This is a genomic window from Gordonia sp. QH-12, assembly GCF_001578675.1.
Classification (GTDB): domain Bacteria; phylum Actinomycetota; class Actinomycetes; order Mycobacteriales; family Mycobacteriaceae; genus Gordonia; species Gordonia sihwensis.
Genome location: NZ_KQ969291.1, coordinates 18,612 through 34,346, shown reverse-complemented (window position 1 = coordinate 34,346; position 15,735 = coordinate 18,612). Strand labels below are relative to the sequence as shown.

Below are 15,735 nucleotides of genomic sequence, written 5' to 3'. Positions count from 1 at the left end.
CACTGCGGCGCGGGGAACTGACGAATCGGAAGAATGGGCGGGTGTCGACCGAATGGTCGACACCCGCCCATTTTGCCTGGCAGTTGGATTGAACGTCTGACCCCAGAAATGGGACACGCGGTTCGGTCCACCAGAAACGGTTACTCGCAATGGACGACTGACACGGTCTGGGATGGCCGAATACCATCGACCGCGTATCTGATTTACCGGATTCTCCATGCGAACCGGAAGTCGTATCTCGAATTTGAGGAGAATTTCCTGATGGCAGTCAGTGTTGACTTCTATGCCGTGCTCGAGATCGCGCGCGATGCCGACGATGACACCATCAATGCGGCTTTGAAATCGAAACTGCGGTTGTGGCGCAAAGCGACGAACTCTCCGGACCTCAGTACTCGGCAGGAGGCGGAGACGTGGATGGCGCGGCTTCGTGAGGCCAGCGACACGCTGCTCGATCCGCAGCGCCGCGCGGCCTATGACCGCGAACTGCAGACCGCCGGCGTCGCGCAGCCGCAGACGCAGCAGGCGGCGGGCGAGGGCACGGACTGGGTGGCTCGGGCGCGGGAGGAGCTCGGCCGAGGCGATTACCACTCTGCGGCGTACTCGGCTCGCGAGGCCACTCACTCGATCGGCAACAGCGCGGAGTCGTGGGGTCTCCGCTCTCGCGCCAATGCCGGTCTGGGAAACCTTCAGGACGCTCTGTACGAGGCACGCCAGGCGACCACCATCGAGGCCAACAACCCGGAGTACCACTTCCAGCTGGGCATGATCTTCGAGAAGTTGGCGCAGTTCCAGGATGCGATCAACGCATACCAAGTGTCGATGCAGCTGGATCCTTCCGCGCCGCAGTACATGGTGGCGGTCGCCAACGTCATGTCCGACAACGGGCAGCTCGACGATGCGCTCGACTTCATCCGGCAGCACCTGCAGCGCTTCCAGGGCGCGCAGATCGTCTTCGACTACTACGCAACCCTCCTCGCACTCAAGGCGGAGAGCATCCCGCGATACAACGGGCGCGGTCAGTACATGATCACGTCGAAGTCCGAGATCGAGCAGATGCGACCGTTGATCGCCGAGGCGATGGCGCACAACCGAGATCCGGAGATGGCGAAGGAACTGGACAAGATCAGCCGCTTCCTCGATACCAGCGAGGAGCAGGTCTTCAGCGTCCCCGGCGACGGATGGGGTCAGAAGGCGCTGATCCTCGCCTCCCCGATCCTGTGCATCGTCATCGGCGCGATCATCGGCCTCACGGTGATCGGTGTGCTCCTCGCTGTCGCGGCCGGTGCGGGCATCTACTTCACCTGCTGGGTGCCGCGATACAAGGCCAACGACCGTGACGACCTGCGCAAGGGCTACCTGCAGGGATACATCGGCTGACCTGGCCGGCTGGGTACCGACTGCGACGAAAGGTTCATGGACATGGGTAGAGCCGTTGGAATCGACCTCGGGACGACGTACTCCGCGGTGGCAGCCATCGAGGCTGGGGCGCCGGAGGTGATCCGGAACGACGACGGCGACTACACGACGCCGTCGGTGCTGTACTTCGACGGCGAGGAGGTCTCCCTCGGCGTCTGCGCTGAGAACATGCGGGCGAAGGCGGAAGGCGATGTGGCGTCGCTCATAAAGCGCCAGATGGGCAACACCGACTTCGTCTTCGTTCCGGACAGCAACGACAACGAGTACCGCGCGGAGGACCTGTCCGCTCTGATCCTCACCAAGTTGGTCGCCAGCGCCGAGAACGTCCTGGGCGAGGAGATCACCGACGTGGTCATCACGGTGCCCGCGTACTTCGAGGATGAACACCGCAACGCGACGCGGACGGCCGCGGAGATCGCCGGCCTCACCGTGCTGCAGTTGATCAACGAGCCGACCGCAGCGGCTCTGAGCTTCGGAGTCGGTTCGGGATTCTCCGGAACCCTCCTCGTCTACGACCTCGGCGGCGGCACTTTCGACGTCACGGTGCTGCGCTGCCAGAACAATGACTTCACCGTCCTGGCCTCGCTCGGCGACCGCAACCTCGGTGGTTTCGACTTCAACAACGCCCTGTTCGGTGTGGTGAACGAGAAGTTCAAGGAGCAGACCGGTCAGCCGATTCCCACCGACCAGTATCTGCAGGTCATGGATGCCGTCGAAGACACCAAGCGCCGGTTGTCGCAGGCGGAGAAGGCGACCGTCTTCATCTCGGCCCTGGGTCAGAACGTGAAAGTTCAGGTGACACGGCAGGAGTTCGAGTCGGCGGCGTCGTTCCTGCTCAAGACGACGGAGTTCCTGGTCGACGAATCGGTCGAGACGGCGGGGGTCTCGTACTCGGCGATCGACAAGGTCCTTCTGGTCGGCGGATCCACTCGTATGCCGATGGTCCAGAATCTGGTGGAACGGTTGACCGGTCAGACTCCGGACAAGTCGGTCCACCCGGATCAGGCGGTGGCGCTCGGTGCGGCGATCGTCGCCGACAAGGTGTCGGCGGACAGGGCCGGAGCGGCGCCGGACATGCCGGCCGGTGGCAGCATCGACTTCTCGGATGTCATCTCGCAAGGTGTCGGGGTGCTGGCGCTCAACGCCGCCTCACAGCTTGCCTACACCCAGTTGATCCCGCCGCAGACGTCCATTCCGGCTCAGGCGGAGCATGATTTCGGCCTACCCGTCGAGAATCAGCAGGAGATCAGGCTGCAGATCGTGTCGCATGACGTCGACGGGGTGCTTGAAGCGCAGGTCAAGAGTCTCGGTGAGAGCATGCTGAAGGTTCCGCCGGGCCGTGCAGCGGGCAGTGGCGTGCGGGTGATCTTCTCGGCGGACATCGACGGGATCATTCACGTCCAGGTCATCGATCTGACCGAAGGGATCAACCTCGGCGAGATGGAAGTGAAGCGTCCCGGCGAGATGGATCCCAAGCGGATGGCGCAAGCGCGCGAGTTGGTCGCGTCCGCGCAGTTCACATGATCGGAGAACCGGTGGATCAGACGCTCGCCGATGTCTCGAAGCGGCTCGACGACCTCACGGAGCTCTTCCGGAGACGGCTCCTCAACGACAACCGTGGCCAGGAGTTGCTCGGGGAGCTGCGGGCCAAGTCGGCGCTCGACGAGACCCTGCTGGTAGGGCGAGTGCTCCGGCCCGTCGCCACCCGGCTGATGAATGTCATCGACCGTGTCGACAACTGGGACGGTGAGGCGGACCCGCTCGCAGAGTCCGTTCGAGACGAGGTGATCCAGATCCTGGAGGACTTCGGGGTCGAGCAGATCGGCGTCGACGGAGATGTCGACCCGCGGAGACATCGCATCGAGTCGGTCGTTGTCGCCGACGCCCCCGAAGGCGCTATCACCGGACGCACCGTCCGCGGTTTCGAACTGGACGGTCGCGTGCTGCGCCCGGCGGGCGTGGTCGTGGCCGCGGGACCGAGGGCTCCTGGACAGAACGGCGCGGCGGATGACTAGTGGCGGTACCGGCCGTGACGATCAGCAGGACGCTCGTCGCCGCCTCACCGACGCGATGGCCGCGACGATGGCCGAGGCCGGCGGCCTCACAGCCGAAGCCGGCAGGCTCCTCGGGGAGATCGACATCGCGCTGTCGATCACGCGGACAACGCTCGACGACGAGCTGGCGGCGCAGCGGCGGCGACTCCGGCGCGAGAAGGAAGAGGCGGAGGCGAAGCTGCAGGCTGATGCCGTGCGGCGGACGCGGGCTGTTGGGGCGTCGCTGCGGGCCGCAGCCGAGGAACTCGCGCCCGGTGCGGCCGGTGCCGGATGGGCTGCGCGGGCGCTGAGCGTGCCGCAGCCGGCGCGGGCGGTACCGTCGGCGGTCCGGGTCGGCACCCTCCCGGGTGGTGCGCCGGCGCTTCTTCCGTTGATCGGCGTCTCGGGGTGGGTCGTCGGTGGCAGCGGTGCCGAGCAGTTGATCGCGGACACCGTGCTCAGACTGGCGCTGTCGGCGCCGCCGGAGTCCCTGCGGGTCTCGGTGTTCGATCCCAGGCTCCGTGGGATCCTCGGCTTCACGTCGTTGTTCCGCGACACCGATCCGATCGGGTACCCGCCCGCGATCCAGACCGAGGACGGGTTGCGGAGGCTGTTGTCCGGGCTCATCGACAGAATCGGCCGGGCTGCGGAGACGATGAGCACGGCGGGTGCGGCCGATCATCGGGACCTGCCGCTGTCGCAGGCGGGGCGTCTCGAACTCGCGGTCCTGCTCGACGCACCGAGCGGAGTCACCGAGACCGCCGCTGACGATCTCAATAGGATCGTCGAATCGGCGGCCGGGCGCGGCGTGTTTCTGCTGATCGCGAGCCCGGGGTACGTCGATGGCCCGATCCGCGTGGGTGATCGGGCACAGGTCGACGTCGACCGCGGGCTGGTCCGGGTCGACGCGGCCGGCGAGATCCGGTCGGATTCGTTCGCGGCCGTGCCCGGATTGACGGTTCGGGCTGATCCGTCGCCCACCCCAGCGGCGCGGAACAACTTGATCCACGCGAGGGCCGAAGCGATCGAGGCCGCGGCGCAGGGGACGATGACCTTGGAGGCGGTCCTCGCCGAGATCGATGCCGGATGGTCCGATCGCGGCGACGACGGGCTATCGGGCATCTTCGCGAGAATGCCCGGCGGACTCGGCGGCCTGGAACTCCGGAGTGCGAATCCGCCCGCGCCGAACGCGCTCATCGGCGGCGCCGTCGGCACGGGAAAGTCGAACCTGCTGCTCTGCTTGATCTATGGTCTCGCGAGCCGGTACTCGCCGCGGGACGTTCGTTTTCACCTGTTGGATTTCAAAGAGGGCGTCGAGTTCGCGCGGCTCGCACCGACCGGCGACGAGACCTGGTTGCCGCACGTCGACTCCCTCGGCCTGGAGAGCGATCGAGCGTACGGCGTGGCGGTTTTGGAGCATCTCGCCTCCGAGTTCGACCGCAGGGCGGACGCTTTCAAGTCGGCGGGCGCGTCTTCGCTCGCGGACTATCGGGCGCTGACAGGTCGGGACATGCCGCGGCTGGTGTTGGTGGCCGACGAGTTTCAGGTGCTCTTCGAACCGGACGACGATGTCGCGCAACGAGCGGTGCAGCTGATCGAACACCTCGCTCGGAAGGGCCGCGCCTACGGGGTCCACCTGGTGCTCGCATCGCAGACGCTGTCTGGTATTCAAGCGCTCGCGCTCAAGCGTGACGCCATCTTCGGTCAGTTCCACAACCGGATCTCGCTGCGGAACACCGAACACGAGTCGGAGACGATCCTCGGTGCGGGGAACCTCGCCGCGGGAGATCTGCACGGGCGTGGTCAGGCGGTGTTCAACGATGATCTCGGACATCTGGCGGCCAATCGGATCGGTTCGGTGGTGTGGGCCGATCCCGCCTACCTGGACCGGCTGCAGACGGAACTGTTCAGCCGGGCGATGGCGGATGGCTTCACTCCCCGGCGTCCCAGCACCTTCGTGAGTTCCGCCTACGCCGAGTGGATCCCAGCTGACGATCGAGAGATCGCCACGGTCGGAGTCCCGATCAGCGTCGGTGGAACCGCGCAGGGATTCTCGCTGAAGCGCGGCCGACTCGGCAACGTCGCGGTGATCGGCGACGACCTCGACCGCACCAGGGCGGTGCTGTCGTCGATCCACGCATCCATTCGCGCGTCCGATCTCGCCTCCGCGCAGTGGACCGTCATCGACAGCTCGGGCGTTGGGCTCGATGACGTCGGTCCGTGGGCGAACGAAGCGGGAATCCAGCGGATCTCAGCGGAAGAGGCGGATAGCTTCCTGCGTACCCTGACAGCGCGGACGGCGGTGCCGAGCAGCCGCATCGAGCGGGTGATCATCCTCGACGACCCCGACGACATCGCGTCGCTGGTCGATTCAGACGAATACCCGCGTCCGATCGAGGCGGTGGAGCGCTTCATCAAGCGATCGATTGCCTGCGGCATGCTCTTCGTGATCAGGTTCCGCTCGATGAGCTCATACGACGCGAGGACGGCGGGCGAACTTCGCGACGGCTTCCGGACGATCGTCCTGACCGAACCGGGATCGCAGACCGACCTGCTGGCGCCGGGCACCGGGCGCATGGACTTCAGCGGACCGCGCGTCGTCGTCGTCGACAGGAGCAGCGGTCGGCAGGATCTGTTGGTTCCGTTCGATCCGGCTGCGTTGCCGCAGAACGGTATCGAGAAGACGGAGGTGAGCATCCCGATATGACGGACACGGCATGGGACCGGTATCTGGGGGCGGTGAACGATCTCGCGGCGATCGACGGAGAGCTGATCGACGAGCGGCGGAGGTCGGATCACCTCTTCCAGGAACGGGAACGGAACGTGGCGGTGGAGGCTGCAGACCGCGAACAGTGCCTTGCCGGGCTCGACGGGCGGCGCGACGCACTGTCCGAGCAGCTGGATGCGGCGGCGCGGACGATCGGGCTCGATCGGGTGCCGGCCGCGGCCGTTCCACAGCAGGCCAGACACGCGCACGTGGTGCTGGCCGACCTCGAACTCGTCGTCGGCCGCCTCCAGAAGCACGCGTCGGTCGTGGAGGGGTACGAGCGCGCGAAGAAGCGAATCGCGCGAGACGAGGCCGACCGGGCGGCGCGACGTGAAGAACTCACGGCGAAACAGGCCGAGCGCGAGCGAAAGCTCGCCGAGGCACGGGAACGTGCGGTCGACGAGCGCAGACGGCACGAGCCGACCCGCGTGGCGAAGCCGGTGGCCACCGATCCGCTGCCCGCACCGCCGGCACCGAGCCGTACGGGTGCGATCGTGGCGGGCGCGGTCGGGACGCTCATCGTTCTCATCATCGTGCTGGTCCTGATTCTTTAGAGACAATGGAGGCTTCATGAGTGAAGTACAGGCTGAACGACAGGCGGTCATGCAGGCGGTTTCGACGTTGCAGCAGTTAGAACGGCTGATTCGCAGCCAGCACGGGGAAGTCCGGAACCTGTCGAGCGAGGTCCGCAGGGTCGCCGGTTCGACCTCGACCAAGGCCGACGACCGGATGGTCAATGCTCTGCAGGCCAGTTCGGTGAGCCTGGATGCATTGCAGCAGCGCATCGCCGCTGCGATGCGGCAGGCCGAAGACATCGCCAGGAGGCTCTGATGTCGAAACACGAGGAACTCACCCGCCAGGTGAAACAGCTGGCACGGAAGTCGGAGGACGCGAATCGGCAGGCCGCCGGTCTGAAGCAGTCCCTGAACCGCAACATCAGACAGGTTCATGCGGTCCTCGGCCGCGGCGGTTCTGGGCCGATCGGACAACTCTCGTACGCGCTCGATCAGGCGAACCAGGACATCGACAGGCTGTCAGTGAACCTGCACAACACCAAGAAGGCCGCCGAAGAGTTTGCGCGGCACCTCGAATCGCTGAACTGAGGGGCGAGATTCACGTCGCGAAGCCATCTCCGCACGCCGCGGATCCGGGATCCTGTCCGCTCCTTCACGATCGCCGCAGTCCAGACCGGACAAGTCCGCGCAGGTCGCACATAGACCCCAGAGGAAGGAATCGAACACCGTCACCGTAGTACCCGACGGCCCGGAAGACGACGAAGGCCCGGCACTCCGAGGGGGAGTGCCGGGCCTTCGATTCGTCAGTACCGACGTCCTACTCGGCGCCGATGATGAACGCCTCGAGCTGCGCGCGCGCCTTGTCGTCGGCGATCTGCTCGGGCGGGCTCTTCATCAGGTAGGCCGAGGCCGGGAGGATCGGGCCGCCGAGGCCGCGGTCCTTGGCGATCTTGGCGGCACGGACGGCGTCGATGATGATGCCTGCCGAGTTGGGGGAGTCCCAGACCTCGAGCTTGTACTCCAGGTTCAGCGGCACGTCGCCGAAGGCACGGCCCTCGAGACGGACGTAGGCCCACTTGCGGTCGTCGAGCCACTGGACGTAGTCCGACGGGCCGATGTGCACGTTCTTGTCGTAGACCTTGCCGGCGAGCGGGCCGTCGAGGATCGAGGTGACGGCCTGCGTCTTGCTGACCTTCTTCGACTCCAGACGCTCACGCTCGAGCATGTTCTTGAAGTCCATGTTGCCGCCGACGTTCAGCTGGTAGGTGCGGTCGAGCTCCACACCGCGATCCTCGAACAGCTTCGCCATGACGCGGTGGGTGATGGTCGCGCCGACCTGGCTCTTGATGTCGTCGCCGACGATCGGGACGCCCGCGGCGCGGAACTTCTCGGCCCACTCGGGGTCGGAGGCGATGAACACGGGCAGGGCGTTGACGAAGGCCACGCCGGCGTCGATGGCGCACTGAGCGTAGAACTTGTCGGCCTGCTCGGAACCGACCGGCAGGTAGCTGACCAGGACGTCGACGTCGTTGTCCTTGAGGGCCTTCACGATGTCGACGCCTTCGCCGTCGGCCTCGGTGATGGTCTCGCGGTAGTACTTGCCGAGACCGTCGAGGGTGTGGCCGCGCTGGACGGTCACGTTCAACGGCGGGACGTCGGCGATCTTGATGGTGTTGTTCTCGCTGTTGACGATCGCCTCGGAGAGGTCGAAGCCGACCTTCTTGGCGTCGACGTCGAAAGCGGCGACGAACTCGACGTCACGGACGTGGTAATCGCCGAACTTGACGTGCATCAGACCGGGGACGGTCGCGTTCTCATCGGCGTCGCGGTAGTACTGAACGCCCTGAACCAAGGATGAGGCGCAGTTACCCACGCCAACGATGGCCACGCGCACTTTGTTGGTTTCACCCATGGTCGGGATCTCCTTCTTGTTGCAGCGGTACGGCGGAATGCTGTGCCGCCGAGTTCTTTCCTACTTCGTCCTGCGTCGTCGTCTCCGACGACGAGGAACGAAAATCCGGGGTGCCGACAGACCCGGAGGCCTCGTCGGCGATCAATTTGTTGAGCCACTGGACCTCGCGCTCGGAGGTCTCCAGGCTGAGCTCGTGCATCTGGCGCGTGTAGTGATCGTTCGAGCGCGTCGCACGGCCGAGCAGATCGCGCAGACCCTCGCGGCGTTCCTCGACCTGCCTGCGGCGGCCCTCGAGGATGCGCATGCGAGCCACCGCGGGCGTCCTGCTGAAGAAGGCCAGGTGCACACCGAAGCCGTCGTCGGTGTAGTTCTGCGGGCCGGTGTCCGCGACCAACTCGGTGAAGCGCGACTCGCCCGCCGGAGTGAGCCGGTAGACGCGGCGTGCCCGGCGGACCTTGGTTCCCGTGGAGGTCTCGGGCTCGTCTTCGGCGATCAGCCCGTCGGCCTGCATGCGGCGCAGGGTCGGATACAGCGAGCCGTACGAGAACGCGCGGAACGCGCCGAGCAGCCCGGTGAGCCGCTTGCGCAGTTCGTACCCGTGCATGGGCGATTCGAGCAGCAGGCCGAGAATCGCCATTTCGAGCATGACTCGGCCCCCTTTCGATGCGTTATCGCGCCTTGATGCAGCATCTAATGTATCGCATCGATATAACTCGCAGTGAAGTTGCGAGTACGGCAGCGGCTTGATCTGCATCACAGGGCAGTCGTGGCGGGCTCGCGTCTAGGCTTGGGAACGTGCACCGGCAGATCGTGGACTACGCACTCGCGCGACGCGAGTGCCTAGCGCGTGTGCGGACGGGCCGCACGGCTCTGTCCCAGGTGTGCGACGCCGACCCCTACCTCTTGCGGGCGGCCAAGTTCCACGGAAAGCCGACCGACGAGGTCTGTCCCGTGTGCCGGAAAGAGCAGGTCACGGTGGTGTCCTGGGTGTTCGGAGAGCACCTCGGACACATCCACGGCTCGGCTCGTTCGGCGGGCGAGATCGAGGCCCTCGACGGGAGCGCCGGCGCCTTCACGGTTCACGTCGTCGAAGTCTGCCGAACCTGCCGGTGGAACTATCTCGTGCAGTCGTACGTTGCCGGATTGCCCGAGGGCGCCGGTCGACGGCGTCGCCGGGTCGCCAAGTGATGTGACCGGAGTTGGCGCAGCCGCAGCCATACGTCACAGTTGAGAGTGTTAGTTTCGTCCGCGCAACAGCGCAGAGAAGTGGGTGAGCGATGACCAGCGGTAAAGGTGCTGCGACGTCGGAGAAATCGACGGCGGTGAAGGCCACGGCGTGGACGCTGGGCATTCTTGCCGGAGCAGTGCCGCTGGTCGCCGTCTTCCTGGTGGTGGCCTTCCTGTTCACCTACTTGACGGTGGACGTGCCGTCGCCGGGCGACATCAAGCAGAACCAGGTCGCCACCATCACCGACAGCAAGGGCGGGACGATCGCCAAGATCGTGCCACCCGAGGGCAACCGGACCGACGTCAAGTACGAGGACATCCCGCAGTCCATGGTCGACGCGGTGAAGGCCGCCGAGGACCGAGACTTCGACTCGAACGCTGGTTTCTCGACCTCCGGCTTCACCCGGGCCGTGCTGGGCAAGGCCTTCGGCAAGTCCGGTGCGGGCGGCGGCTCCACCATCACCCAGCAGTACGTGAAGAACGCGATCGTCGGTGACGAGGTCAGCTACAAGCGCAAGTTCAAAGAACTCGCGATCGCCACCAAGATGTCCCGCCAGTGGTCCAAGGAAGAGATCATGGCGGCGTATCTGAACACCATCTACTTCGGCCGCGGCGCCTACGGCGTCGACGCCGCCGCGCGCGCGTACTTCAACAAGCCGCTCAAGAAACTCACCCCGTCGGAGTCGGCGCTGCTCGCGGGCATCATCCGCGGTCCGTCGATCTACGATCCCGCGGTGAACCCGGATCTGGCGGTCAGCCGCTGGAACTACGTGCTCGACGGCATGGTCTCGATCGGCGCACTCAGCAAGTCTGACCGCGACGCGCAGAAGTTCCCGAAGGTCGCGAAGGTCAAGGACCAGACGGCCGAGGCCAACGAAGGACCCAACGGCCTGATCAAGCGGCAGGTGCTGGCCGAACTCGAGAAGCTCGGCATCACCGAGCAGCAGGTGCAGACCTCCGGTCTGAAGATCACCACCTCGATCGATCCGAAGGTGCAGAAGGCGCTGGTCTCCGCCGCGCGCAACAAGCTCGACGGCGAGCCGAAGAACCTGCGCACCGCGTCGGTGTCCATCGATCCCGCGACCGGCGGCATCCAGGGCTACTACGGCGGCGAGGACGGACAGGGCTGGGACTACGCCTCGGCCGGCCTGCAGACCGGTTCGATCTTCAAGGTCTTCGCGCTGGTCGCGGCCCTGGAGCAGGACATCCCGCTCTCGAAGTACTACAGCTCGGCGCCGTACGAGGCGCCCGGCGGCCTGGTGGTCCAGAACTCCGACGGCGAGAGCTGCGGCAGCTGCAACCTGGCCACCGCGCTGAAGATGTCGCTGAACACCGTCTACTACCGGCTCATGATGGACCTGAACGGTCAGGCCGACGCGGTCGCCGACACGGCGCACCGGCTCGGCATCGCCGAGAGCTTCGGCGACATCCAGCACACCCTGCAGGAGAAGAACGGCCATAGCGAAGGCGGCGTGGTCCTGGGCCAGTACCCGTCCCGCGTGCTCGACATGGCCTCGGCCTACGCGACGCTCGCCGCGTCGGGCATCCACCGCGACCCGTTCTTCGTCCAGAAGGTCGAGACCTCGACCGGCGACGTGCTCTTCGAACGCCAGAAGGACAAGGGCAAGCGCGTGGTCTCGGAGGCCGTCGCGGACAACGTGACCTCGGCGATGATGCCGATCGCGGCCTACTCCAACGGCAACTCGCTGTACGACTCGACCTACGGGCCGCGGCCGTCGGCGGCCAAGACCGGTACCGCCCAGCTCGGCGACACCGGATACAACAAGGACGCGTGGATGGCCGGCTACACGCCGCAGCTGTCGACGGCCACCTGGGTCGGCACGGACAAGGGTGCGCCGCTGCGCAACTACTCCGGATCGTCGATCTACGGCAGCGGACTGCCCGCTCAGATCTGGAAGGCCTCGATGGACGCCGCCCTGGAGGGCGAGCCGATCGAGCAGTTCCCGACCCCCGAGGCGGTCGGCGGACAGGCGGGCGTCCCGTATGAGCCGCCGCCCACCACCTACACCCCGACCGAGACTCAGACCACCCGCGAGCGTCCTCGACTTCCGCGTCTGCCCGGGCAGAACGAGAACGGCGACGTGGTGATCGCTCCGGGCGTCACGATCCCGATCGGCGGCGGTGACGATGAGTCGCCCACCCAGGAGCCGGGCACCGGCGGTGACGACGGAACCGGAACAGGTCCGGGCAACGGAACCGGCAACGGCAACGGGACCGCGAACAACAATCGCGGCCGCAATCCGACCGATCAGCAACTCGCTCCAGCAGCACCGGTGCCCGCGACGTAGTGACGCAGCAGCCGACGTGGGACTCGCCGGAACCGCTCGCAGATGATCTGCGGGTGGAGACCGAGCGTGTGGTGCCGTCGTGGTCGAGCCCCCAGTTGGCGGCGGCCAGCGACTCGATCGGCGGGCCTGTCGGACTGCACGCCGCCGTCGGTCGCAGTCGGACCTGGACGCCGGTGCGGGTGGTCCTCCTGCTCGCCCTGGTGGGGCTGTCGATCAGCTGGTTCGGCAAAGCCGGCTGCATCCAGCAGGCGCCCGTCCAGGACGCACCCGGTCAGGTGCGTCTGAACTGGGACAACCAGCGGCAGTTCGTCGGCCTGTGCTACTCCGATCTGGTCGCGTCGTACGAGCAGGACAAGCTGACTCCCGCCGACCTGGCCAAGGGCGCCTTCCCGTACCGCACCCACTGGACGCAGAGCGACGGCGACGGCGCCCAGACCAAGGCTTATCTCGCCGAGCCGGCGCTGACTGGGCTGTTCATGTACGTCAGCGCCCAGGCCGCGCGGGGCTGGGGCCTGTTGGCCGACACCCTGGGGCTGCCGAAGACGCTCGACGTGGTGAACTACTTCAACATCAGCGCTGTGCTGCTGTCGCTGTTCTGGCTGCTCGCGGTGTGGGCCACGATGATGACCGACCGCCGCCGACTGTGGCTCGGCGCGCTGATGGCGCTCTCGCCCCTGCTGTTCTTCCACGCCTTCACCTCGACCGACGTCATCGCCATCGCGATGGTCGCCGTGGCGATGCTGTGCTGGACGCGCGGCCGCCCCGGCTGGACGGGTGTCTTCGCCGGCCTCGGCGCGGCCGCGGCGGTGTATCCGCTTCTGCTTCTGCCCGCGATCGCGGTCCTGTGCGTCCGGCAGCGAGAGCTCCGCAGGCTGGCGGTCGTCGTCGGAGCGGCGGCGGCGAGTTGGCTGGCGATCAATCTGCCGCTGATGATCCTGTACCCGACGGGATGGAGCCAGGCTTTCCGTGTCTGGCGCGACCGCGGCGTGGAACCGGACACCCTGTACCGCCTGATATCGATGGCGACCGGATGGAACCCGTCGACGGCCCTGCTCAACGGCATCGTCCTGCTGCTGCTGATCGCCGTGGTCGCCGCCGTCGCATACATCGGGCTGCGCGCGAGCGGCGAACCGACCCTGGCGCAGCTGATGTTCCTGCTGGTGGCTGGCTTCCTGCTGTTCGGAAAGGAATGGACACCGCAGTCGTCGCTGTGGCTGGTCCCGCTCGCCGTGCTGGCGGTCCCGTACCCGAGCGCGGTGCTGGCGTGGATGACCTTCGACGCGCTCGTCTGGATTCCGCGGATGGGCCTGTTCCTGGACCCGAGCCGCAAATGGCTTCCGCCGGACGTCTTCTACGCCGTCAACACGCTTCGCGGTGCGGTTCTGGTCGGCTTGTGCGCGGTGGTCGTGTGGCAGCTGCTCCGCGTCGACGACGACGAACCCTCATCGTCCCGGCTGATGCGTTCGCCGGTCGCAGGCGAAGCCGCGACCGGGTCACCGAGCGTCTGATCGAGCTCCGAGCCGCGCCGCGAGCAGATCCCGCGAGGCCGGCCAGTCGTCGTCGACGATCGCGAACTGGGCGGTGGTCCGCCATCCGCCGCGGAATCGGCGGTGCTTTCCCAGCTCGCCCTCCGGAACCGCGCCGAGTCTGGTGATCGCGGCGCGCGAACGGGCGTTCTCGGCGTGGGTGTGCCACACGATCCGCACCGCGTCGCACACGGTGAACGCGTACTCGCAGAGCAGGAGTTTGGCCGCCGGATTGACCGCGGTTCCCATCGCCGCGGGGCCGTAATAGGTGTAGCCGATCGCGAGGGACCGGTTCGCGGAGTCGACGTCGTAGAAGCTCGTGGTGCCGACGAGCCGTCCCTGCGCGTCGAGGACGGCGAACGGTATGCGCCGCGGATCCGAGAGCGCCGCGGTGATCCAGGCCGCGGCAGCTGCCGTGTCGCGCGGCAGGTCGCCGGTCCATTTGTACAGTTCGGGATCGCCGGCAACCCTGCCGAGCGCTTCGGCGTCCGCGGGCACGAGCGGTCGAAGGGTCACGTGCCGGTTGGCCAGCGTCGGCGCGCCGAGCCAGCTGCGGGCGCCGGCCGCATCGGCGACGGCGAGTCGGGTGAGCGGTCCCTTCGGCGGCACACCGCCGGTCAGATACGAGGCGAGCGGCTCGCGGGGCCGGGCTCTGACGAACACGAAGATGAGCGCCACGAGCAGGACGGCGTGGGTCCAGACGCCGAAGTTGACTCCGGCGAGGACCCAGGCGCGTGTGGTCGCCGAGTAGTTCATCAGGAGGTGGAAGATCGTCAGATCGAGGGCCGCGTCGGCCACCAGGTACAGCGCGATCAGCCACCAGCGGACCCGCAGCAGCACGAAGAACGGGAGGATCCAGAGGGTGTACTGCGGCGAGTGAACCTTGTGGAAGACCATGAATCCGGCGAGCATCGCGGCGCTGACGCCCAGCCACGGGAACACGCCGTCGCGCCGATAGACGCGCCACCCGAGCCAGCAGGCGAGGGCGAACGAGCCGATGATCAGCAGGGGTGACGCGACGTCGACGATGCTGTTGTAGGTCGAGGTCTCACCGCCGGTCAGGAAACGCAGCCCCCAGTACCAGATCGAGTTGGTGGAGAGATTCGCCTCGCGCTTGCTCTGGAAGTCGATTGCGGCCTTCCATCCCTCGTAGCCGGCGATCATGAACGGGACCTGCGTCACCGCGACCGTCACCACGGCCGACAGCGCCACATAGGCCGCACCGGCCCAGTCGAGCCCCCGCGGCCTGCGATCGGTCTTCTCTCCGCGGGTGAGGACGTAGAGCATCAACGGCAGAACGAAGAGTCCGGGATAGATCTTCAGGGAGAACCCCACCCCGAGCGGGATCGCCGCCACGATCGCTGTGGTCCGCACCGACCAGCGTCGCAGGCCGGTCGCGGGATCCGCGGAGCCGCCCCAGGCCATGACGGCCACACCGGCTACCGCGGCGCAGACCACCGGGAGTTCCCAGTTGTGCAGGGCGTAGAGCATCAGCGGCGGGGTCGCGGCCCAGAGCAGCACCCACCAGCGCGTCATCAGCGCCAGGAGGATCGTCGTGATGAAGACGAAGGGCAACAGAATGACGAGGCTGTGCCAGAGGAACTCGCGGTCGGTGTGGGCGCCGAGCGAACTGAACCACATGATCAGTCCCGACAGCACCGGGTACTCGACGACGCCGCCGAACAGTTCGCCGCTCGGCGTGATCCCGCCGTGGATGTACGGGAAGACGTGGTCGGCCAGGCCGCGGCCGTGCCACATCGTCATCAGATCCGAGTAGCAGGGGACGACGTCGTACGGGCTGCCGTAGAGCCATTCGCGTTTGGCGCCCGACGTCGGGGTGGTGCAGCGCACCTTCGTCGCATAAGAGGCCGCGGCCGACGCGGCGGTGAACAGCATCGCGGTCACGAGGATCACGGCGGTCTCACCGAAGTGAAGCCGCTTGGCGGCGAAGGCATTGCGGGCCGATGGCATGCGATGAGCCTAGTGCAGCCCGGTGACGTCCGCCGGTGCGGCCCGGCGGTGATTTCGCA

General features: G+C 66.7%; 13 protein-coding genes. 10 read left to right on the top strand and 3 right to left on the bottom strand.

What is annotated here, in order from left to right; all coding sequences use genetic code 11:
- The first annotated feature begins 261 nt into the window (after positions 1 to 261).
- From Y710_RS10380 to Y710_RS10350, 7 genes are read left to right on the top strand one after another with little or no spacing between them, the layout of a single operon-like run.
- Positions 262 to 1,377: a DnaJ domain-containing protein gene (locus tag Y710_RS10380; RefSeq protein ID WP_006896713.1), complete on the top strand. Its 1,116-nt coding sequence runs from the start codon at positions 262 to 264 to the stop codon at positions 1,375 to 1,377.
- A gap of 42 nt (positions 1,378 to 1,419) precedes the next feature.
- On the top strand, positions 1,420 to 2,940 hold the full coding sequence (locus Y710_RS10375; RefSeq protein WP_039867584.1) for an Hsp70 family protein: 1,521 nt from the start codon (positions 1,420 to 1,422) through the stop codon (positions 2,938 to 2,940).
- Positions 2,941 to 2,951: 11 nt separating this feature from the next.
- Positions 2,952 to 3,431: a nucleotide exchange factor GrpE gene (gene grpE / locus Y710_RS10370; protein ID WP_006896711.1), complete on the top strand. Its 480-nt coding sequence runs from the start codon at positions 2,952 to 2,954 to the stop codon at positions 3,429 to 3,431.
- Positions 3,424 to 6,156 carry an FtsK/SpoIIIE domain-containing protein gene (locus Y710_RS10365; protein WP_082781293.1) on the top strand — a complete coding sequence of 911 codons (2,733 nt, stop codon included), beginning with the start codon at positions 3,424 to 3,426 and terminating at the stop codon, positions 6,154 to 6,156. The genes grpE and Y710_RS10365 overlap by 8 nt, the downstream gene beginning before the upstream one ends.
- Entirely contained in the window at positions 6,153 to 6,770 is a 618-nt protein-coding gene (locus Y710_RS10360; protein ID WP_006896709.1) for a hypothetical protein, read from the top strand. The genes Y710_RS10365 and Y710_RS10360 overlap by 4 nt, the downstream gene beginning before the upstream one ends.
- A gap of 16 nt (positions 6,771 to 6,786) precedes the next feature.
- Positions 6,787 to 7,047, top strand: a complete 261-nt coding sequence (locus tag Y710_RS10355; RefSeq protein ID WP_006896708.1) for a hypothetical protein — start codon at positions 6,787 to 6,789, stop codon at positions 7,045 to 7,047.
- Positions 7,047 to 7,319: a hypothetical protein gene (locus Y710_RS10350; RefSeq protein WP_006896707.1), complete on the top strand. Its 273-nt coding sequence runs from the start codon at positions 7,047 to 7,049 to the stop codon at positions 7,317 to 7,319. Before Y710_RS10355 ends, Y710_RS10350 begins: the two co-directional genes overlap by 1 nt.
- A gap of 229 nt (positions 7,320 to 7,548) precedes the next feature.
- Here the strand turns inward: Y710_RS10350 and Y710_RS10345 are convergent, their stop codons facing one another.
- Positions 7,549 to 8,643, bottom strand: a complete 1,095-nt coding sequence (locus Y710_RS10345) for an inositol-3-phosphate synthase (RefSeq protein WP_006896706.1) — start codon at positions 8,641 to 8,643, stop codon at positions 7,549 to 7,551.
- Positions 8,636 to 9,289 carry a PadR family transcriptional regulator gene (locus Y710_RS10340; RefSeq protein ID WP_006896705.1) on the bottom strand — a complete coding sequence of 218 codons (654 nt, stop codon included), beginning with the start codon at positions 9,287 to 9,289 and terminating at the stop codon, positions 8,636 to 8,638. The genes Y710_RS10345 and Y710_RS10340 overlap by 8 nt, the downstream gene beginning before the upstream one ends.
- A gap of 149 nt (positions 9,290 to 9,438) precedes the next feature.
- Between Y710_RS10340 and Y710_RS10335 the strand changes: the two genes are divergently transcribed.
- The 3 genes from Y710_RS10335 (at position 9,439) to Y710_RS10325 (ending at position 13,687) form a co-directional block, all read left to right on the top strand.
- Positions 9,439 to 9,831 (top strand): DUF5318 family protein, encoded by a 393-nt coding sequence (locus Y710_RS10335; protein WP_006896704.1) that lies wholly within the window; start codon positions 9,439 to 9,441, stop codon positions 9,829 to 9,831.
- Between the two features lie 89 nt (positions 9,832 to 9,920).
- Positions 9,921 to 12,179 (top strand): transglycosylase domain-containing protein, encoded by a 2,259-nt coding sequence (locus Y710_RS10330; RefSeq protein ID WP_006896703.1) that lies wholly within the window; start codon positions 9,921 to 9,923, stop codon positions 12,177 to 12,179.
- Complete coding sequence (locus Y710_RS10325; RefSeq protein WP_045539790.1) at positions 12,179 to 13,687, top strand: glycosyltransferase family 87 protein; 1,509 nt, start codon at positions 12,179 to 12,181, stop codon at positions 13,685 to 13,687. The genes Y710_RS10330 and Y710_RS10325 overlap by 1 nt, the downstream gene beginning before the upstream one ends.
- Here Y710_RS10325 and Y710_RS10320 read toward each other — a convergent pair.
- The gene (locus Y710_RS10320) at positions 13,673 to 15,676 is read right to left on the bottom strand and encodes a GNAT family N-acetyltransferase (RefSeq protein WP_062367429.1); all 2,004 of its coding nucleotides are present in this window, start codon (positions 15,674 to 15,676) and stop codon (positions 13,673 to 13,675) included. The genes Y710_RS10325 and Y710_RS10320 overlap by 15 nt on opposite strands.
- Between the last annotated feature and the right edge of the window lie 59 nt (positions 15,677 to 15,735).